Source organism: Corynebacterium sp. ACRQJ (assembly GCF_022346045.1).
GTDB classification, from domain to species: Bacteria; Actinomycetota; Actinomycetes; order Mycobacteriales; family Mycobacteriaceae; genus Corynebacterium; species Corynebacterium evansiae.
Genome location: NZ_JAKRMT010000012.1, coordinates 39,185 through 59,499 on the forward strand (window position 1 = coordinate 39,185; position 20,315 = coordinate 59,499).

Consider the following 20,315-nt stretch of genomic DNA (forward strand, 5'->3'; position numbering starts at 1 on the left):
GAAATACTGAGCTTTCCTTAAAAATGTGGGTCTGCACGGGCGTTGTGACAATTTCATAGGCACAATGGAGCACATGAAGATTCTTGTTGTAGATGATGATCAGGCCGTGCGCGAATCCCTGCGCCGTTCCCTGATCTTCAACGGCTACACCGTCGTCCTGGCAACGGATGGCGAGGAGGCCCTTAAGCTCATCGCTGACGAACGACCGGACCTGGCCATCCTCGATGTGATGATGCCCAAGAAGGACGGCCTGGACGTATGCCGCGAGCTGCGCAGCCACGGCGACGACCTGCCGATCCTGCTGCTGACCGCCCGCGATTCCGTCGAGGAGCGGGTGGCCGGCCTGGACGCCGGTGCAGATGACTACCTGCCCAAGCCCTTCGCCCTGGAAGAGTTGCTTGCCCGCACTCGTTCGCTGTTCCGCCGCGCGGCACGTCCCGCGATCCAGGAAGGGGAGGCGCACGAGCCACTGCGCTTCGAGGATCTGACCCTGAACCCGGAGACCCGCGATGTTTTCCGCGGAGATCGACAGATCAGCCTGACCCGCACGGAGTTCGCCCTGCTGGAGTTGCTGATGAACAACCCGCGCAAGGTGCTTTCCCGCAACACCATCCTGGAAGAGGTCTGGGGTTACGACTTCCCGACCTCCGGAAATGCACTGGAAGTTTACATCGGCTACCTGCGCCGTAAGACGGAGGCCAATAACGAGACTCGTTTGATTCACACTGTTCGTGGGGTGGGTTACGCGCTGCGTGAGACCGCACCGTGATCCTGCGTAGGCTCCCGGAGGATTACCTCGCGGTAGAGCCCGAGTACGCCTCTGCAGAGAACGGGGGCGCGGACACTCGAGGGGGTAGCAGGAGGGACCGGCTGATCCAGTCCCTCCGTTTTTCCGTGCGCGGACTATCTCTGCGCACGCGACTGGCTGCCCTCACCGCCATGGTGGTGATGCTGTGTATCGCCATCATCACCATCTCCTCCTACGCCACCGTGAAGCAGGTGCTGTCGCAGGAGATGGATAAGACGCTGCAGACGCAGGCCCAGGCCTACATCGACTCGGGCTTTGAGTTTCCGGTCAGCGAGACAGGGGAGGGCGATGACTACCGCCCCCGCTTCTTCGACTCCGATAACAACATGAGTGTCCTCGTCGTGCCCGCTGACCAGACGGGACGGCAGGCAGACGTGCACAAGTTCGAGGGCATCCTCAGCCCCAACGAGATCTCCGTCCTCGTCGGCGACGACCCATACACTTTTGAATCGGAAGCCGACAAGCGCAGCTTCGCCATCGGCGCCCTTGATGGTCGCGTGATCGTGCTGCGTCTGGACATCGCATTTACGAACCAGACGCTGGAATCCCTCTGGTTGGTTCTGATTCTGATTGCGGTAACCGGCTTCATCGCCTCCATCATCGCGGGCATCGCGGTCGCGAACTCCGGCATTCAACCGATCACCCGCCTGCGCCGAGCGGCCGACGAGGTTTCTCGCACCGGCGAACTGCGCCAGATCCCCGTCTATTCGCATGACGAGCTCGGATCCCTCACGGACTCTTTCAATAACATGATGAACGCCCTCCAGGAGGCGCAGACGAAGCAGAAGAACCTCGTCGCGGATGCTTCGCACGAGCTAAAGACACCATTGACTTCACTGCGCACAAACGTGGAGCTGCTGATGTTGGCGTCACAAAGAAAAGACGGCGAAGGCCCCGGCATCAGCGAGGAAGACCTCAAGGACCTAGAGCGCGACGTGATCGCACAGATCGACGAGATGAGCGGGCTGATCGGCGACCTGGTCGACCTTGCTCGCGAGGACTCGAACCCGGTGGTTCTGAGCACCGTCGAGATCTCCGAACTCATCACGCTGGGTATTGAACGTGTGCAGCGGCGCCGGCCGGACGTGACCTTCGATACGCACCTGATTGACTGGCACCTGCGGGGAGATGCCTTCGCCCTGTCGCGCGCGCTGCTGAATCTGCTGGATAACGCGGCGAAGTGGTCACCGGAGGGTGGCGTGGTGCGCGTGTGGATGCAGCCGATTGTTGTGGAGGAAGGTGACGCCGCAGGCTCCGATGCCGACGCTCCAGCACACCAGGAAGTGGAGATCCGAGTGGCGGACTCTGGCCCCGGAATTCCAAAGGAGGACCGGGAGAATGTCTTCGACCGCTTCTACCGTTCGATCCAGGCGCGTTCTATGCCTGGCTCCGGCCTGGGGCTGGCGATCGTCAAGCAGGTCATCGAGAGGCACCACGGGGTGATCGTGGCCGACGAGTCGGACGACGGTGGTGCCCTGATGCGTGCAGTGCTGCCGGGGGAGCCGAGTTAACTGGATCCAGACGGGGGTTCGGGAACTTTTCTCTAAGAGTTTTCCTTAAACTGGCAGAAAAACTACAGCATTCCTAGTGCTGAACTACATACATAACGGACATACTGGTCGCTATGGACGAAAGGGAACACAATATGGGCGAGAACAACTCGGGGGACGGGCAGCGGATGCCCGGCGAACCGGACTTTTCTAACCGTGGCCAGAAGCCGGTGCGAGGGGGCGGCGGGCCGCAGGGTGGAGTTCACCGGGATCACATGCGCTGGGAGGCACAGCAGAGGCCGATGCAGGAGCCTGCCACGCAGGTAGGGCCGGCGGTGCAGCCTACGCAGCCTGCACAACCGGCACAGCCGGCGCAACCGAGCTTGCAGCCCTTCCCACAGCAGCAGAGCCCGCAGCAGTCGCCGCAGCCGACATCAGTGCAGGCTCCGCCGCAGCCACCGCAGGGGCCTACTACACCGGCGGGGCCGGGGCAGGAACCTTTCGCAGATCCGTACCAGCCCCAGCTGAGCAACCAGCCGCAGGAAAAAAAGCGCTGGTCCACCCCGGCCGTTGCAGCACTGCTGCTAGCAGGTGCTGTAGTTGCTTCCGCCGTCACATACGTGGGCATGGATTCGATCAACGGCAACCAGGCCAGCAACAACGCCACATCTTCCTTCGATAACTCCAACAGCGGTAGCAAGTCTTCACAGGATAAGAAGGCCTCCAACCCGGTGAAGCCGGGCAGCACCACCGACATTGCCAACAAGGTTTTGCCCTCTGTGGTTTCCATCCGAGTTATGACGTCCCGGGGCGGAGAAGAAGGTTCCGGCTCGATCATTTCCTCCGACGGCTTGATCCTTACGAACAACCACGTAGTCGCGGGTGCCCAGGACGGGCGCGCGAAGATGGAGGTTACCCTCAACGACGGCCGCACCCTCGAGGCAGAGGTGGTGGCCACCGATCCGCCCACGGATATTGCGGTTATCAAGGCAAAGGACGTCACGGACCTGCAGCCCATCGAGTTCGGCGACTCGGACATGGTGAATGTCGGCGAGGACGTGATGGCGATCGGCTCCCCACTGGGACTGTCAGCCACGGTAACCACCGGCATCGTTTCGGCGAAGAATCGCCCCGTCCAGGCCTCGGGTGAGGACGGCGGCGAGGCTTCCCTTATCGACGCGATCCAGACCGATGCCTCCATCAACCCCGGTAACTCCGGTGGTGTCCTGGTGGACATGGAGGGCAAACTCGTCGGCATTCCCTCCGTCATTGCTTCGACCGGTGGCGGGGAAGTGGCCGGTTCCATCGGCCTGGGCTTTGCCATCCCGATCAACCAGGCAGAGCGCATCTCCAAGCAGCTGATCGATAACGGCAAGGCCGAGCACCCGATCATCGGTGCGAAGGTCGACACCCGCTCTAGCGAGAACGGTGCCGTCATCGCGGATGTGAACAAGGACAGTCCTGCGGATAAGGCGGGCTTGAAGAAGGGCGATCTGGTTACTCACGTGGATGATCGGCGCGTGGATTCGGGCGTGGGGCTGATCGCAGCTATCCGTTCGCACGCCGTGGGCGACAAGGTCAAGCTGAAGGTCAAGGATGGCCCTGATGGCGAGGAACGGGAGGTCGAGCTGACGCTCACCGCCGCCGAGTAAACCCCCATTCCCGTTCGCCTGTACAGCCGAGGGCGAACGGGATACTTTATTAGTTACATCCGTTTATCGATTCAGGAGGATCACCGTGCCAGCTCGGAAGGCTAAAGAAGGGTCTGCGGACATTAACGCGGACATCAACGAGGTCATGGCCATGAGTTCCGTCGATCACGCACAGGTGGACCGTCTGGCAGAGGAGATCCCGGAGCCGGACGACGCACTGTTCCACACCCTGGATGCCCAGGAGCGCACCCGCGAACAGCTCAGCAACGAGCCGCCCCTGCGCGCCATGGTCGTGCTGGTCACCGACTTCCCGGAGGAAAAGGCCAAGAACGGCGAGCTGGTTGCAGAGCTGCTGGCAGAGGAAGGCTTCCTCGTCGATGCCGTGCTGAACGTCGAGTCCCGCAAGTCCGCAATCCGCAAGGTAATCCAGACCGCTGTGGTCGGCGGTGCCGATCTCGTCGTCACAATCGGTGGCACTGGCACCGGCCCGCGCGATAAGACTCCGGAGGCCACCCGCGCCGAGCTGGACCGCAAGGTTCCGGGCATCGCTGAAGCCCTGCGCGCCTCCGGTTTGGCGGCTAACTCCCTGGACGCGGGGCTGTCCCGCGGAGTCGCCGGTATTTCCGGTTCGACCGTGGTGGTCAACATCGCCGGATCCCGCGGCGCGATCCGCGATGGCATGGCCACTCTTGGCCCGCTGGTTCGCCACGTTGTCGGCGACATGAATAACCGGGCCTAGCATGAGCACTGGCCGCTCGGGCAAGAGCCAGCCGGGTCGCCGCCGTCGCAGGTTCTACGGCAAGGTGGGCAAGGCCGGCCAGGTTGGGGGCTCGGGTTCTTCTTTTATTGACGCCATCGCCTCCGGCAAAGCAAAACCCCACTCAAGCCCTTCACGGGATGAGTGGGGTGACGATCGCCCTTCCGCAGAGCAGGAGCGCCGATTCCTAGAGGAACAGCGCCCGCCGCACTGGGGCTAACGGGGGCTGGGGGTTAGCTCTCTGCGTGCTTGCCGGTCGGCTCTGCCTCGCCGCCACGCTGCTCCACCAGCAGGTCGCGGATCTCGGCCAGCAGCTCGGTCTCAGTAGCAGCAGCCTCCTCCGGCTCGATGCCCTTGCGGCGAGCGTTCATCTCAGCCAGCTTGTTCATCGGCATGATCATCACGAAGTAGATGACGGCAGCGATGATCAGGAAGTTGACGGCGGCGGTCAGGACAGCGCCGATGTTGACGAACGTTGCATCGTTGCCCTCGCGGAGGTGGAAGCCCATTCCGAACTCGGGGGAGCCGCCGACTGCAGCCAGGAGCGGCTCGACGATGCCGTTGGTGAAAGCGGTGACGATGGCGGTGAAGGCACCGCCGATGATGACGGCTACGGCAAGTTCCATGACGTTGCCGCGCATGATGAACTTCTTAAAACCTTCAAGCATTGCGCAAAAGACCTTTCTTGTCCGCGACCTAGCGCAGACTTTTTAAAGCAAATAAAAGATGGGGAAGTATCCGAGGTCGTGGATCACAGCATCTACGACCAGATCGTGGTCTTGGCAGGGAACGTCGCGGGTGAATTCTTCGTGGTCTACCACTGCCCATACCTTCACATGCGATGGGCGATTGGCAAGAGTTCGATCATAGAAGCCACCGCCCTGTCCGAGCCGTGTCCCATGATAATCAATCGATAGAGCAGGTGTAACTATTACATCTGTGCATGTTGGGAAAGTGTGAATTGCATTACTCTCCGAGTCGCTTACGGGCTCGCCCACCGGCTCGAGTATTCCCCACGTGCCTTCGACGAGGTTTGGGTTGTCCGGCTGATATTCGATCCATTCGAGACTGGGGGCGTCACCACGAACAACGCGAGGAAGCAACACTCGCGCTCCAGTGCGCGCCAGGACATCGGGAAGATCCGCGCCGCCCGGCTCGCCCGGGAGGGGGACATATCCGCAGATGGTGGAAGGTGTGCAGGGGAGGTCCGCGAGAGCGTCCAAGAGGTGAGTCTGAATGCTTCGGTCGCGAAAGGGGCGCTCGTCGACGCGGTCGGCGCGGGCAGCGCGCACTCGGGCGCGGGCGCGGTTCTTCAACTCAGAGGGGGTGGTCATCGCCTCAAAGCCTACTGCAAAAGAAAACTCTCCTTAAGTGGTGTGTAGAGCACGAAACCCGGAGCTTAAAGCGCTACTATTCCGGCATGACTTCTAGCCCTACGATCTCCACGTCCGAGCAAGCCGCACTGCGTACCGTCGTGGTCCCGGCTGCTGGGCTTGGAACCCGCTTTTTGCCCGCCACCAAAACCGTTCCCAAGGAACTGCTGCCCGTCGTGGACACTCCCGGGATCGAACTGATTGCAAAGGAAGCCGCCGATGCAGGTGCAGACCGCTTGGCGATTGTGACGGCTCCGAAGAAGGGCGGGGTGCTCGGCCACTTTGATACCGACGAAGAGCTGGAGCGCACGCTAGAGCAGCGCGGCAAGACCGACCAGCTGAACAAGGTGCGCGCTACCGACGGGCTGATCGACGTGGTGGCTGTCGAACAGGAGAAGCCGCTCGGCCTGGGGCACGCCATCGGGTTGGCCGAAGAGGTGCTGGATGACGACGAGGATTGCTTCGCCGTCATGCTGCCGGACGACCTGGTTCTGCCGATGGGCGTGATGGAGAAGATGCTTGCCGTGCGCAAGCAGTACGGCGGATCCGTGCTGTGTGCCTTCGAGGTGCCGCGCGAGGAGACGAGCAATTACGGAGTCTTCGAGATCGACGAGGCGGACCACGCCGACGTGAAGATCGTGAAGGGCATGGTGGAAAAGCCGGCCGTCGAAGATGCTCCGTCCAGCTTCGTAGCCACCGGGCGCTACCTGCTGGATCGACAGGTATTTGATGCTCTGCGCCGCACGAAGCCGGGCAAGGGTGGGGAAATCCAGATCACCGACGCCATCGAGCTGATGATTACCGAAGGCCACCCTGTGCACATCATCGTTCACCACGGCCTACGCCATGACCTAGGCAACCCGGGTGGGTACATTCGAGCTTGTGTCGATTTCGCGCTTCAGAATGAGACATATGGCCCCAGCCTGAAGACCTGGCTGCGGGAGCGCCTGAACCAGGAAAACTAGGGGCAACAAACATGCGATCGGTCGAAGAACAACTGGCAATCATCACCTCTGCGGCGGTGACCCCTGAGCCAGTGCGCATCGCCATCACCGAGACTCTGGGGCTGCGCTGCGCCGAAAGGGTCGAGGGCGCCGAGCCGCTGCCCGGATTCGACCAGGCCGCCATCGACGGCTATGCCGTACGCAGCGTGGATATCCGCCAAGCGCTGGCAGTTGCCCGGGGCGGCGACGCCGACCGAGACCCGGAGGATGCCGCGGCCGCGGAGAACACCAGCGGTGTGAAGGAAACCCTGCCGATCGTCGGCGACGTAACCGCCGGCTCCCTGCGTCCGATCCGTTTGCAGCCGCGCCAGGCGGTGCGGGTGGAGATGGGCGCGCCACTGCCGACCCTGGCGGATTCGGTGCTCCCACTGGACTGGGTGGAAAAGGAAGGCCGCAAGATCCGCCCGTTGGAGGCCATCGCCTCTGGCGAGTTCGTGCACCGGAAGGGCTCCGACGTGCAGCCCGGCGACGTTGTCGTGGAGGAAGGCGCCGTCATCGGTGCCGCCCAGGTGGGCTTGCTGGCCGCTGTGGGGCGATCCAAGGTGCTGGTTTACCCGCGCCCGCGCCTGTCCGTCCTCTCCTTCGGCCGTGAGCTGCTGGACATCGACCGCGACCCGGCTGTGGGCCAGGTTTACGACGTGAACTCCTATGCCCTGGCCGCCGCCGCCCGCGAAGCCGGCGCGGACGTGCACCGCGTGGGCATCCTCAGTGGCGAGCCGCGCAAGATGCGCGAGGTGCTGGAAAGCCAGCTGCTGCGCTCCGAGGTCGTGGTGATCTCCGGCGCAGTGGGAGGTGCGGCCAGCGACGAGCTGCGGGAAATCCTCTCCGAGATGGGGGAGATGGACATTCAGCGCATCGCCATGCACCCGGGTTCAGTCATGGGCTTCGGCACGTTGGGGCAGGACAAGGTGCCGACCTTCCTGCTGCCGGCCAACCCCTCCGCCGCCCTCGTTTCCTTTGAGGTCATGGTGCGCCCGCTGGTGCAGCTGATCCGTGGCCGCCGTCAGGCCACCCGCCGCGTGGTTCCCGCCCGCACGATCGCCGGCATCGCCTCGGCTCCCGGTCGCCGTGGCTTTATCCGCGGCCAGTTGATGCGCGACCGGGAGACCCGCGAGTTCCTGGTGGATCCCCTCGGAGCGGTGAACGGCGGCGAGCCGACCCACCTGCTGGGCAGCCACGGGCAGGCTAACTGCCTGATTGTGGTGCCTTCCGATGTGACGGACGTGGCACCGGGGCAGGAAGTGGACGTGCTGTTCCTCAGCAACAAGGATTAGCCCACCCGTGCTTCATCGACTGCGCGCCGCCTTCGCCCCCACCGCGGTGCCCGAACAGCGCTCGCGAACCGTTTTGAGTCGTGGGCACATGTATGGAGATCTTGATGACGCCCCCACGGCCGCATTTCCGGTGACTCTGCGTCCCGTGCGCGCCACCGACGGGGCGCAGTGGAGCGCCGCGCGGATCGAAGATCAGAAACTACTGCAACCTTTTGAGCCGACCGTGCAAGGGGACTGGGAAGCAGCACACAGCCCGCAGGCCTGGCGGCAGACTTTCCACAACCTGCAGGTCCTGTCCGCCGACCGCCTGCTGGTGCCGATGGTCATCGACATTGATGGGGAGTTCGCGGGACAGCTGACGATCGGCAACATCCAATACGGAACCGTATCCAGCGCGTGGATTGGCTACTGGGTGCACTCGCGGTTCCAGGGCCACGGCGTGGCCACCGCGGCGGTAGCGCTGGGCGTGGACTTGGGGATGCAGGTAGTGGGGCTGCACAGGATAGAGGCTACGGTCATGCCGGAGAACGTGGCGTCCAGAAAAGTTCTAGAGAAAACCGGCTTCCGTATCGAAGGGCAGCTACAGCGAAACCTGCACATCAACGGCGAATGGCGGGACCACCTGCTGGTGGCGCAGACGCAGGAGGAAACGGCGCCGGACGGGGTGGTGCGCAGGCTGGTGAACCGCGGAATCTTGGGGCTGGCTGTGAACCGAAACTAGCCTCGGCGTGGCGAGCGCGGATATAGGGGTTACGCGGGTAGCGTGGCAAGCACTTGACCATTCACGCTGCCCGCATAAGCTTCACAAACTTCGAGGAGAACTGATACACGTGTCCGGCTCCCTTTTGCTCATTGCCGCCGTTTGGTTGGTGCTGCTGGCGCCGCTTCTGCTGCGCAACCAGAAACCCGTGCGACGGACTGCCCAGGCACTGAGCGAGACCCGCGTGCTGCACCGAGGTGGCAGCACCCTGAAGGCGAAGCGCAAGCTCAAGCCGGCCGAGGGCCTGTACATGTCCTCTGATGACGACGAACTGGAGCTGGTCGACGCAGAGCCGGAGTATGTCCTGCTGGAAGACGAAGATTCCGCAGCCGGCGCGAAGTCGGGCAAGCCGCGTGGGCTGCGGGCGCTGATGAACACGAAGGGCAGTGAGCGCAGCGAGGATAGCGTGGACGCTGAAGTCGTTGACGGCGAAGTGGTAGACGCTGAGATGGTCGATGCTGAGGTAGTGGACGCCGAAGCAGCAGATGCCGAAGCAGCAGATGCCAAGGCGAAGACCGCGGAGGCGACCGAGCAGACGGGCGCGAACGCCGATGACTCTGGCACGGCAGATAAGGGCTCCGGCAGGGGCGCCGAGAAGGGCTCCGAAAAGGTCGTGGCAGCGGCATCTGCGGGCAGCGCAGTGCGTTACACCGCCCAGGATGAAATGGACACCGGCGAGTTCTCCCCGGTGAAGAAGGCGGAGATGAGCGCTGAGTCTGCTGAGTCTTCTAGGTCTTCTGAGTCCAGCGACTCCAGCGATTCCACGGAGCACGCCGAGCAGTCCGAAGAGCAGAGCGCCCGCCAGGCCGCATACGCCGCAGTCCCGACTGAGTACGTGCGCGGTGGGGACGTGAAGGCGTCACCAGATTTGGTAGACCACGTCGATGAAGCACCGACGGGCAAGAACCTGGACATCCTCGAGGACTCCGACGAGCTGAGCGAGGCCGACCTGCAGTACCTGGCGTCCCGCCGTGGTCGCGGTGTGTACGACCCGGTAGCCTCCGCGCGCCTGGCCCGTGAGCGACAGAACCGCCGCAAGAAGGTGCTGCTGGTGCTGCTGGCGCTGTGCGTCCTGACCTTTGGCGCCAGCCTGGCCCTGGGCAGTGGCGTGTGGCTGACCTTCGTGGCCATGGTTGCCTTCACCGCCTTCTACCTGGTGATGCTCCGCCGCCAGGCCATCGAGGAGCGCGAGCTGCGCCACCGCCGCCTGGTGCGTATGCGCCGCGCCCGCCTGGGTGTGCGCAACACGGAGGACGACGAGCTGGGCGTGCCGGATCGCCTGATCCGCCCGGGCGCCGTGATCCTGGAAACCGACGAAGACGACCCGGCCTTCAGCAACCTGGAGTACGCCGACGGCAGCGACTTCTTCGACGTACCGGGCGGGGGCTCCGACGCGGGCGCACCATCCGCTTCCGCCGCAGATGAGGAATACCTCGACCCGCGCTCCGGCATCCGCGCGGTCTAGGAGTAAACCTCCCGCATGCTGAACCACCCCGCAGCGCGTGACGCGGCCCTGCTGCTCCTGCGCCTTGTCACCGGCGTGATCTTCATTGCCCACGGCTGGAAGAAAGTCTTCATCGACGGCATGGGCGGAGTAACCGGCACCGTCGCCACCTTCGACCGCCTGCACATTCCGCAACCAAAGGTCAGTGCCTGGGCGGCGGCCAGTTTCGAGATGCTCGGTGGCGCGATGCTCATCGTTGGTCTGCTTACCACGGCAGTCGCAGGACTCTTCGCCATCTACAGCGCACTGGTGCTGTACTTCGTGCACTGGTCCAACGGTTTCTTCGTCGCCGATGGGGGCATGGAGTTTGTGCTGCTCCTGGTCGTCTCGCTTATGATGATTGTTGTTTTCGGCGCGGGGCGCGCGAGCCTGGACAAGGCTCTCTCGCGCTTCGGCTGAAGTTGAGTCAAGCACGCAAGAGGCGGGATTAAGCGCATGGACTGTCAAGCGGTCAGGACCTCAATGTCCGCCCGGCTCGACGGCGAGACCGCCGAGCTGTCCGACGACCTCGTCGACGCGCACCTTGCCGCCTGTGAAGACTGCCAACGTTGGTATGCCACCGTCACCGCGTTGGGCCGCCGGATGAACGTCTCCGCCACCCCAACGGATGATGGCCCCACGACGGAGCCGGGCGACGAGCAGAAAGCGGCGCTCCTCGCACAGGTGCTCGAGCAGGCCGATCACAACCCTCAGATCAGCGGAGGCCTGCGCCGCCGTCAGCTGCCTCTCTACTTTGGTCGCTTCGCCCTTGTTGCCGTGGCGCTGGTTTATGTTGTGTGGGGCCTGTCGCTGTTGTTCGGCTCGCCTATTGGGGATGACGCCGACTCGTCTCAGCTTCGACTAGTCTCCGACGCGGCGACGATGCGCTTTGCACTGGCCGGTGGCCTCCTGTGGGCAGCTTGGCGCCCGAAAGCGGCTGCCGCAGTGTTGCCGATCTACCTGGGGCTATGGGCTTTCGGTCTAGGGTTCGCAACGCGGGAGATCGTGCTGAGCATGGTCGGGGAAGGTGGCAGCCTGACCACACTCTGGCTGCTGCTGGTGCACTTGGCGGCGGTCGTGGCCCTGGTCGTGGTGTGGGCTGGCAGGCAGAACGTGTTCATGCCGCTGCAGCAGTCGCTGCGCGCGCTGATGGCTCAGCCGGTGAACTTCAGCCCGAGCGACGCCCGACGCAACTCCACCTTCGAGCTCGGCGAGCCGCGACCGCGGGGCTGGGATTAGCGCCAGGAAGGCAGCCACATCCGCATGTCGAAGGCGAAATCGGACAGCGGAGTCGCCGTGTAGATCGGCAAGAAATAAAGAAAGTTCCAAACCACCAGCATCAAGTAGATCACTACCAGCAGCTGGCCAGGGCGAGCTTTCACAAAGGCTTTGGGGGAGGAGTGCGGCTGGGCGGCAACGTCCAGCCGCTGCCAGCGCAGCAGTTGCCCCAGAGCCATGGCCAGCGCAATCGCCAGGAACGGAGCCAAATTAGCCGCGTAGAATAGATACATCTGGCGATCCAGGTTTACTAGCCAAGGCAGGAAGCCAGCAGCAAAGCCGATGACGGGCACCACCCAGCGGCGATCCTTGTGCACGATCAGGCACCATAGCCCCCACAGCATGACGGGGACGCAGAACCACCAGATAGCGGGCGTACCGACCAGCAGGATCACCTTGTGAATGCCCTCGTCGCTGGACGGGTTGTAGTACATCAGCGAACGGCTGGAGACCAGCCAGGACCACGGCTTGGACTCCCAGTTGTGGTGGTGGCCGTTAGAGTTCGTCAGCTCCGTGTGAAAGCGCATGACGGACACGTGATAGTAGATGAAGTTCTGCAGGGCATCGGGCAGGAAAGACCAGAACCAATCCCCGGTGGTGTTGGTGTACTGCTCGGACTCCACGGCGTGGCGGAACACGCCCGTTTCGGAGGCGAACCAGGCCCGCCAGCTGACCACGTACAGAATCGCGGGGACGATCACGATGGAAAAGAAGGAGGGCAGAGCGTCGAAGAAAGCGGTCCCGAGAAGGGGACGGCGCACGCCGAAACGGCGGCGTCGAAAGTAATCAACCGCAACAATCGTCACCCCGAAGAAGGCCATGTAGTACAGACCATTCCACTTCACCGAAAGTGACAAGCCCAGCGCCACGCCCGCGGTGAAGCGCCACCAGCGATAGCCCATGCGCGGGCCGAGGGCGAAATCGTGGATCCGGTCAGCGGCCCAGACGTGCTGGAAGCGGGCCTCCATCTGCTCGGCATCCCGCACCGCGAAGTAAGTCGCCAGGCACACCAGGAACACCTGGAAGTGGTCCAGCATGGCCGAGCGCCCCGTGACGAAGAGGATCCCGTCGCACAGGGCAATAATGCCGGCGAATAAACCGATGAGGTCGGACTTCGACACTCGGCGCGCAATCGTGGCAATCAGCAGGATCGTCATCACAGCCAGCAGGGCGGACATGATTCGCCAACCCCATGGCGTATAGCCGAACACCGCCATGCCCAGCGCCTCGAACTGCTTGCCCAGGGGCGGGTGGACGACCAGGCCGTAGCCGGGATTGTCTTCGATGCCGCCGATCAGCGGGTTAGACCAGCTCTGCAGAATCTGCCAGGCCTGCGGCACATAGTGCTTCTCGTCGAACACCGGGGTGCCCGCATCCGTGGGGCGCTGCAGCATCAGTAGGCGGCTGAGCGCACCGAACAGGCCGAGGACAACCAGGATGCCCGTCCACCGGGTGAAAGTGAACGTGTGGCGCCCGGACGCAGCGGTAGACACGCGACTGTCCACGTCGGTTGTGGCGCGCTGGTCGGCGGACACTGCAGGAGCGTCGGCAAGCGGGGGAGTCGGTGTGGTCGGCACGAAAGCCAACTGTAGTAGAAGCCCCGGACAATCGGGCGCACTGGCGGGCATACTGGCGGGTATGAGTGAACCCGTAGATGCCAAGACTCTTTCCGCCGACGCAGCTACTGCGCTGCTTACCCGCGCCGCCGAGAATAGGCCTCTGCCGCAGGGAGGAATCATCTTGGCGGCCACGCCGCTGGGCAATCCGCTGGATGCCTCGGTGCGGCTGATCGACGCGCTGGCCAGCGCCGACATCGTAGCCGCGGAAGACACCCGCCGCACCCGGGCGCTCGCGGACACGCTAGGCGTTGAGATTTCCGGTCGGATCTACTCCAACTTCGACCACAACGAGGCCGAACGGGCGGAGTTCTTCGTCGAGCAGGCCGAGCAGGGCCGGCGCGTGCTGGTGGTGACAGACGCCGGAATGCCCTCCGTCTCCGACCCCGGTTTCCCGCTGGTCGTCGCTGCCCGTCGCGCGGGAGTGCCGGTGACGTGCCTGCCGGGACCCTCCGCGGTGCCGACCGCTCTGGCGCTATCCGGCCTGGGGGTGGGCCACTTCGCGTTCCTGGGCTTCGCCCCACGCAAGGACGGCGCCCGGCGTTCGTTCTTTGGTTCTTTTAGTGACGCCCCCTACGCCGTCTGTTTCTTCGAATCCCCGCACAGGCTGGCCAAGACTTTGCAGGTGGCAGCCGAAGAGCTGGGGGATCACCGGCAGGCCGCGGTGTGCCGCGAGCTGACGAAAACCTTCGAAGAGGTGAAGGTCGGCGGACTACGGGAGCTGGCCGAGTGGGCGGAAAGCGGTGTGAAGGGGGAGATCTGCGTGGTGGTGGATGCCGCGGACGAGCAGGCGGAGCCGGACGTGGAATCGCTGGTCTCGCTGGTGGAACAAAAAGTGGCGAACGGGGAACGGCTGAAGGCAGCGGCTGGGGACGTGGCCAAGGCAAAGGGAGTGAGCAAACGTGATCTGTATGAAGCTGTGCTGCGTGGACGCGAGAAAAGTTAGATTTTTTTAAAAGTTTTTAACCAGGCAGCGCGGTGGGTGGCTTCTGTGCGGGATAAAACCAGGTGAACTGGGCTTTATGAGGGAGTGAGGCAGGGGTTAAGAGCGCCATCCGGGCGCGGTTCGGGTACCGGTGCAGTTGAAAAGCCCCCACACTACCCCCCAATATTGAGGAATGACTGTATCAAGAGAAGAAGTAGCACCGACTGAGGCTGATCAGGAACAGTCCATCGACTGGGTAGTCACGGGCTGTGCGGCAGCCCTCATCCTGGCTGTCGTGCTGTGGGGCGTATTTGGTGGCGATAGCTTCGCCGCCTTCGCCTCGACGGCGTTGAGTTATGTCGTAGGTGACTGGGGCTGGCTGTACGTCCTCGCCGGCACGGTGTTTGTAGGGTTCATTCTGTTCATTGCGTTCAGTAAGTTCGGGCACATTCGCCTGGGCAAGGATAACGAGCCGCCGGAGTTCAATAGCATTTCCTGGGTGGCCATGATGTTTGCCGCGGGTATGGGCATCGGCCTGATGTTCTACGGTGTGACCGAGCCGCTGACTTACTACCGCGACGGCGTGCCGGGGGAGCAGAAGAACGATGTGGCTAGCTCCTTCTCCTCCACGCTGTTCCACTGGGGGCTGCACCCGTGGTCGCTGTACGCCATCGTGGCGCTGGCCATCGCATATGGCACTTTCCGTATGGGGCGTAAGCAGCTGCTGTCTGCGGCGTTTATTCCGTTGATCGGGGAGAAGCGCGCGGAGGGCGCGCTGGGCAAGATCATTGACATCGCCGCCATTTTCGCGACTGTCTTCGGTACCGCGGCTTCCCTGGGCTTGGGTGCAGTGCAGATCCAGTCCGGCCTGGGTGCCACGGGGCTGATTTCTAATCCTGGCACGTGGGTGATCGTCGGCACCATCGTGATCCTGGGTCTGTGTTTCTTGGCTTCCGCTGCTTCTGGCGTAGGCAAGGGCATTCAGTACCTGTCCAACACCAACATGGTTCTGGCTGGTCTCATTGCGCTGTTTGTCTTGATCCTCGGGCCGACCGTGGTGATTCTGAACCTGATCCCGACCTCCCTGGGTAACTACCTGTCCCAGTTCTTCCAGATGGCCGCCCGCACCGCTAACTCCGGCGATGGTGCGGATGAGTGGCTGGGTACCTGGACCATCTTCTACTGGGCATGGTGGGTCTCCTGGTCTCCGTTCGTCGGCATGTTCCTCGCCCGCATTTCCCGCGGCCGTACGATCCGCGAGTTCGTGTGTGTCGTCCTGATGGTTCCAACCATGGTGACCATCATCTGGTTCTCCATCTTTGGCGGCGCCGCCGTTAATGCGGAGGAAACCGGCAATTCCATCTGGGGCGATGGCGAGGCCACCAGCCAGCTGTTTAACCTGCTGCAGACTCTGCCGATGGGACAGGTAGCAAGCATCATTGCGATGATTCTGCTGGCGACCTTCTTCATTACTTCCGCAGACTCCGCCTCCACCGTCATGGGTTCCATGTCGCAGCGTGGACAGCTGGTCGCCAACCGTGGCGTCACTGTGCTGTGGGGTGCCCTGACCGCGGTCATTGCCCTGATGTTGCTGCTCACGGGCGGCGATGAGGCGCTGACCAACCTGCAGAACGTGACGATCATCGCCGCCAGCCCGTTCTTGCTGGTGATTATCGCCCTGATGTTCTCCATCTACAAGGCTCTGTCCAACGACCAGCTGTACCTGGACGAAAAGGCACAGCGGGAATACGCCCTGCGTATGGCTCGCGAGCGTCGTATCAACCAGCAGAGCGAAGCTAAGGCCGCTAAGCGCAGCCGTCGTTACGGCGGGAGCGATGTTCCGCAGGCCGTCGCAGACGGCAACGCAGAGCATTCCTAAGCCGGGCTGCTTTCGCGTCGTGGTAGGGGATCACCTAATCTAAGGGTTATGTCGAAACGAGTTCTCACCTCAGTTGCATGGCCCTATGCCAACGGCCCCCGCCACATCGGCCACGTCGCCGGATTCGGCGTGCCTTCGGATGTATTCGCGCGTTATCAGCGAATGGCTGGCAACGAGGTGCTCATGGTTTCGGGCACCGACGAGCACGGCACCCCGTTGCTGGTGCAGGCGGAGAAGGAAGGCACGACCGTCCAGGAACTGGCGGATCGCTACAACCGCATCATTGTCGAGGACCTCGCGGGCCTCGGCCTTTCTTATGACCTGTTCACCCGCACCACCACCCGCAACCACTACGCGGTCGTGCAGGAGCTCTTCACCGGCCTGTACAACAACGGCTACATGGTCACTCAGACCACCCGCGGTGCCATCAGCTCTTCCACCGGTCGTACCCTCCCGGATCGCTACATCGAGGGCACTTGCCCGATCTGTGGCGCTAATGACGCCCGCGGCGATCAGTGTGACAACTGCGGAAACCAGCTGGATCCCGAGGACCTGATCGACCCGCGTTCCAAAATCAACGGCGAAACACCGGAGTTCATCGACACCGAGCACTTCATGCTCGACCTGCCGGCACTGGCAGAAGCTCTCACCACGTGGCTGAAGGGGCGCACCGACTGGCGCCCGAACGTGTTGAAGTTCTCCCTGAACCTGCTGGAGGACATCCGCCCGCGCGCCATGTCCCGAGACATCGACTGGGGCGTGCCGATCCCCGTCGAGGGCTGGCAGGACAACAACGCCAAGAAGCTCTATGTGTGGTTTGACGCCGTCGTGGGGTACCTCTCTGCGTCCATCGAATGGGCCTGGCGCATCGGCGACCCGGAGGCCTGGCGGAAGTGGTGGAACGACCCGGAGGCTCTGTCCTACTACTTCATGGGTAAGGACAACATCACTTTCCACTCCCAGATCTGGCCGGCAGAGCTGCTGGGCTACGGCGGTCAGGGTTCCAAGGGCGGCGAGGCCGGCGAGCTCGCCGACCCGGCGCTGAACCTGCCAACGGAGGTCGTATCCTCCGAGTTCCTGACGATGTCGGGCTCCAAGTTCTCCTCCTCCAAGGGCGTGGTGATCTACGTGCGCGACTTCCTGAAGGAGTTCGGCCCCGACGCTCTGCGTTACTTCATCGCCACCGCTGGGCCGGAGACCACCGATACGGACTTCACCTGGGACGAGTTCGTTCGCCGCATCAACTCCGAGCTCGCCAACGAGTGGGGCAACCTGGTGAACCGCACCGTCTCCATGGCCTACAAGAACTTCGGCGAGGTCCCCACCCCGGGGCCGCTGACCGCGGAGGACGAGGCGCTGCTCGCCGAGTCCGCCAAGGCCTTCGACGTTGTTGGCGACAACATCAACCTCTCCCGCTTCAAGGCCGGCATCACCGAGGCCATGCGCATCGCGGGACGCGCCAATCAGTACATCGCGGCCATGGAGCCGTGGAAGCTGGCGAAGGACGAGGATCAGCGCGAGCGCCTGGCCACTGTGCTGTACACGGCTCTGCAGGTCGTCTCCGACGTAAATACCCTGCTCACCCCGTACCTGCCGTTCTCCGCGCAGAAGATCTTCGAGACCCTCGGTGGCGAAGGCATCTGGGCGGCCCAGCCGGAGGTTATCGAGGTAACGGATGACTCTCCGCGGGAGCCGGTGGGCGTCGGGCTGCCCGAAGAGGGGCGCACCTACCCCGTCATCATGGGTGATTACACCAAGCAAAAGGCCACGTGGGCGCGCCAGGAGATCCAGCCGGGCACTAAGCTCAGCAAGCCCAAGCCGCTGTTCCCGAAGCTTGACCCGGAGCTGGCGGAGACCGGCCCGGAGTGGGCGCCGGTGCAGAAGTAGCGGGCTGGTCAGTTAGTGGCTAACTAGTCCGCGCGGCGCAGGCCGATGATGGGCGAGAGCACCTCGTGGACGGACTCCACTCCACGCCAGGGGAAGGCCTCCCAACCACGACGCTGGGCAGCATCCAGGTTTGCCTGGCGGTCGTCGAAGTAGATCAGGGAAGCGTACTCGTGGCCGGCGGCCGCCACGGCCTGCTCAAAGCGGCGGAATGCGCCCTGGTGGGGCTTGGTGAAGCGCAGGTCGGGGGAGAAGCAGGTGACGGCCGCGCCGCTCGTCCAATCCTGATCCATCACGGCCTCCATGACCGGGCGCGGCGCGTTGCTGAAGATGCCCCATGGCTGGTCGATGGCGTTCAGGTGGTTCAGCAGGTTCAGAACGGAAGTGTTCACGGTGGAGCACAGGCGCGTGTCGGTCTCCAGCAGCTCCGCGATCAGTTCCTCTGTGGGCTGCACGCCGGCGGCGCGGCAGAGGGTGGTGAAGTAGTCGTTCGGCCCCATCGACAGGCTGTAGCTTTCGCGGTAGCGGCCGTAGGCTGCCTCGAAGCTAAACGGGTCGGTGATGATGGTGGGGACACTGGTCTGGCTGCCGTTGTTCGAGCGAGACTGAATGTTGGCGTGGCGGATCATCACGGTGGTGAGCTCGCGCAAGGTGTGGCGACGCTGAACCAGTACGCCGCCCAGGTCGAAGACGATCAAGTGTTCCATGGTGTTGGTGCCTGCCTTTGCAGTCGCAATGTAGTGGGAGCTTGCTGGTCTAGTAGGGTTTGTAGCTAGTGTGCCGCGCCTGCGTGACTAGAAAGTGGCGCTGACGCGAAGCTAAAACGAACCGGGGGTGAACAAAATGACGAGGATGTCCAGTGCGGCCAGCGCGAACCGTCGTGTGCCGTCCGCGGTGGCGATCATCGCCGCGCTCGCGGTGCTGCTGACCAGCTCCAACCTGCGCAGCCCCGTCAGCGCATTCCCGCCGATCGCCGACGAAGTGCGCACCGGCCTCGGCGCCTCCGGCCTTTTCATCGGACTGGTTGGCATGGCGCCAACGGCCATGTTCGCCGTCGCGGCCGTTCTTTCCAGCCCCTTAGCCAAAGCGCTATCCTTCCGCGCGGTTATTAGCACCGCCATGGTGCTGGCCACCGCCGGGTTCGGCCTGCGCACGGCGGCACCCAACGAGTTGCTGTTCCTGGCCGGGACGATGATCGGCCTGGTCGGGGTGGGTATCACCAACACCCTGCTGCCTGCTGTTATTAAGGACTACTTCCCGTTCAAGCTCACGGTCATGTCTATCGCCTACATGGCTGTCGGGCAGGTCAGCATGGCCACCGCATCGGTGGTGTCCGTTCCGTTGGCCGAGCTCGGCGGATGGCGCGTGGCGATTGGAGTCTGGGCGATTCCGCCGCTGTTGGCGCTGCTGTGCTGGGGAGTTCTCGTGTTCTCGGTGACTCCGGGAACCGCGGCCCAGCGCGGCAGCGAGATGTTGCGACAGGCGCACCCGCGGAAGCTACTTGGCGTCATAAAGAATCAGAACAGCGAGTCGCGCGGCGCGTATCGGCACATGTGGCGCAACCCCGTGAGCTGGGGGATCGTGGTGATGTTCGCCATGACGTCCTCCATTTCCTACTGCTTTATCACGTGGGCGCCGAAGATCATCGTGGAATCCGGCGGATCGGCGCAGCTCGGCGGCATCATCGGCGGAGTGTTCGCGCTGGTCGGAACTGCCTCGTCGTTTATCGTTCCGTGGATGACCTCCCGCTTTGAGCGCGGCGCGGCATGGGTGACGATCCTGTCGTGCAGCTGCATGTTCGTGGCGCTGCTGATGGTGATCACCGACCCGATGCGCCTGCCGATGCTGTGGATTTCGTTGGTTTCGCTGGGCTGCTCTACCTTCCCGCTGGGGCTGATGCTGATCGCCACCCGCACCCGCGAACCGAAGGCCGCCGCCGTTTTGTCCTCGGGCGCGCAGGGCATCGGGTACACGGTCGCCTGCGTTGGGCCTTTTGGTTTTGGTGCTCTTTATGACGCCACTGCGTCCTGGACCGCCGGACTGTTGGTTCTTGTGGGGTTCAACTTCGTTTTGCTGGCGGCGGGCCTGGTGGCCAGCCGGAAGGTGTTCGTGGACGACCGCACGTAGAGGAG

Annotated in this window: 19 protein-coding genes; 15 read left to right on the plus strand and 4 right to left on the minus strand. The window is 63.2% G+C overall.

The window, feature by feature from the left end; translation table 11 throughout:
- Window positions 1–73: 73 nt before the first annotated feature.
- From MHX52_RS07500 to MHX52_RS07520, 5 genes are all read left to right on the plus strand, one after another.
- Window positions 74–769 (plus strand): response regulator transcription factor, encoded by a 696-nt coding sequence (locus MHX52_RS07500; protein WP_034988140.1) that lies wholly within the window; start codon window positions 74–76, stop codon window positions 767–769.
- Window positions 766–2,319, plus strand: a complete 1,554-nt coding sequence (locus MHX52_RS07505; protein ID WP_035004494.1) for a HAMP domain-containing sensor histidine kinase — start codon at window positions 766–768, stop codon at window positions 2,317–2,319. The genes MHX52_RS07500 and MHX52_RS07505 overlap by 4 nt, the downstream gene beginning before the upstream one ends.
- A 113-nt stretch (window positions 2,320–2,432) precedes the next feature.
- Window positions 2,433–3,950 (plus strand): S1C family serine protease, encoded by a 1,518-nt coding sequence (locus MHX52_RS07510; RefSeq protein ID WP_239317464.1) that lies wholly within the window; start codon window positions 2,433–2,435, stop codon window positions 3,948–3,950.
- 85 nt (window positions 3,951–4,035) lie between these two features.
- On the plus strand, window positions 4,036–4,689 hold the full coding sequence (locus MHX52_RS07515) for a molybdenum cofactor biosynthesis protein B (protein ID WP_083293821.1): 654 nt from the start codon (window positions 4,036–4,038) through the stop codon (window positions 4,687–4,689).
- Between the two features lies 1 nt (window position 4,690).
- Window positions 4,691–4,927, plus strand: a complete 237-nt coding sequence (locus MHX52_RS07520; protein WP_035004488.1) for a hypothetical protein — start codon at window positions 4,691–4,693, stop codon at window positions 4,925–4,927.
- A gap of 13 nt (window positions 4,928–4,940) precedes the next feature.
- On the opposite strand, the gene mscL is transcribed toward MHX52_RS07520, so the two are convergent.
- Together mscL and MHX52_RS07530 are read right to left on the minus strand one after the other, a co-directional pair.
- On the minus strand, window positions 4,941–5,375 hold the full coding sequence (mscL, locus tag MHX52_RS07525) for a large conductance mechanosensitive channel protein MscL (protein WP_035004486.1): 435 nt from the start codon (window positions 5,373–5,375) through the stop codon (window positions 4,941–4,943).
- A gap of 42 nt (window positions 5,376–5,417) precedes the next feature.
- A complete protein-coding gene (locus MHX52_RS07530) occupies window positions 5,418–6,041 on the minus strand; it encodes a 5-formyltetrahydrofolate cyclo-ligase (RefSeq protein ID WP_239317467.1) in 624 nt (207 codons plus the stop codon).
- 86 nt (window positions 6,042–6,127) lie between these two features.
- Between MHX52_RS07530 and MHX52_RS07535 the strand changes: the two genes are divergently transcribed.
- From MHX52_RS07535 to MHX52_RS07560, 6 genes are all read left to right on the plus strand, one after another.
- Window positions 6,128–7,045 carry a UTP--glucose-1-phosphate uridylyltransferase gene (locus MHX52_RS07535; RefSeq protein WP_193393334.1) on the plus strand — a complete coding sequence of 306 codons (918 nt, stop codon included), beginning with the start codon at window positions 6,128–6,130 and terminating at the stop codon, window positions 7,043–7,045.
- Between the two features lie 11 nt (window positions 7,046–7,056).
- Entirely contained in the window at window positions 7,057–8,358 is a 1,302-nt protein-coding gene (glp, locus tag MHX52_RS07540; RefSeq protein WP_239317469.1) for a gephyrin-like molybdotransferase Glp, read from the plus strand.
- A 7-nt stretch (window positions 8,359–8,365) separates the two neighbouring features.
- Entirely contained in the window at window positions 8,366–9,079 is a 714-nt protein-coding gene (locus tag MHX52_RS07545; protein WP_239317471.1) for a GNAT family N-acetyltransferase, read from the plus strand.
- A gap of 109 nt (window positions 9,080–9,188) precedes the next feature.
- Window positions 9,189–10,583 (plus strand): gephyrin-like molybdotransferase receptor GlpR, encoded by a 1,395-nt coding sequence (glpR, locus tag MHX52_RS07550; RefSeq protein WP_239317473.1) that lies wholly within the window; start codon window positions 9,189–9,191, stop codon window positions 10,581–10,583.
- A 15-nt stretch (window positions 10,584–10,598) separates the two neighbouring features.
- Window positions 10,599–11,021 carry a DoxX family protein gene (locus MHX52_RS07555; protein ID WP_080722694.1) on the plus strand — a complete coding sequence of 141 codons (423 nt, stop codon included), beginning with the start codon at window positions 10,599–10,601 and terminating at the stop codon, window positions 11,019–11,021.
- Window positions 11,022–11,057: 36 nt separating this feature from the next.
- Entirely contained in the window at window positions 11,058–11,840 is a 783-nt protein-coding gene (locus tag MHX52_RS07560; protein WP_035004479.1) for a zf-HC2 domain-containing protein, read from the plus strand.
- Here the strand turns inward: MHX52_RS07560 and MHX52_RS07565 are convergent.
- On the minus strand, window positions 11,837–13,507 hold the full coding sequence (locus tag MHX52_RS07565; protein ID WP_239317474.1) for a dolichyl-phosphate-mannose--protein mannosyltransferase: 1,671 nt from the start codon (window positions 13,505–13,507) through the stop codon (window positions 11,837–11,839). The genes MHX52_RS07560 and MHX52_RS07565 overlap by 4 nt on opposite strands.
- 10 nt (window positions 13,508–13,517) lie before the next feature.
- Here MHX52_RS07565 and rsmI point away from each other — a divergent pair, with 10 nt between their 5' ends.
- From rsmI to metG, 3 genes are all read left to right on the plus strand, one after another.
- On the plus strand, window positions 13,518–14,441 hold the full coding sequence (gene rsmI / locus MHX52_RS07570; RefSeq protein ID WP_239317475.1) for a 16S rRNA (cytidine(1402)-2'-O)-methyltransferase: 924 nt from the start codon (window positions 13,518–13,520) through the stop codon (window positions 14,439–14,441).
- A 172-nt stretch (window positions 14,442–14,613) separates the two neighbouring features.
- Complete coding sequence (locus MHX52_RS07575) at window positions 14,614–16,299, plus strand: BCCT family transporter (protein ID WP_239317477.1); 1,686 nt, start codon at window positions 14,614–14,616, stop codon at window positions 16,297–16,299.
- Between the two features lie 48 nt (window positions 16,300–16,347).
- A complete protein-coding gene (metG, locus tag MHX52_RS07580; protein WP_239317479.1) occupies window positions 16,348–18,186 on the plus strand; it encodes a methionine--tRNA ligase in 1,839 nt (612 codons plus the stop codon).
- A gap of 23 nt (window positions 18,187–18,209) precedes the next feature.
- Here the strand turns inward: metG and MHX52_RS07585 are convergent, their stop codons facing one another.
- Window positions 18,210–18,890: an HAD family hydrolase gene (locus MHX52_RS07585; RefSeq protein ID WP_239317481.1), complete on the minus strand. Its 681-nt coding sequence runs from the start codon at window positions 18,888–18,890 to the stop codon at window positions 18,210–18,212.
- Between the two features lie 136 nt (window positions 18,891–19,026).
- Between MHX52_RS07585 and MHX52_RS07590 the strand changes: the two genes are divergently transcribed.
- Window positions 19,027–20,310, plus strand: coding sequence for an MFS transporter (locus tag MHX52_RS07590; RefSeq protein ID WP_239317483.1), 1,284 nt, complete (start codon window positions 19,027–19,029; stop codon window positions 20,308–20,310).
- The last annotated feature ends 5 nt before the right edge of the window (window positions 20,311–20,315 follow it).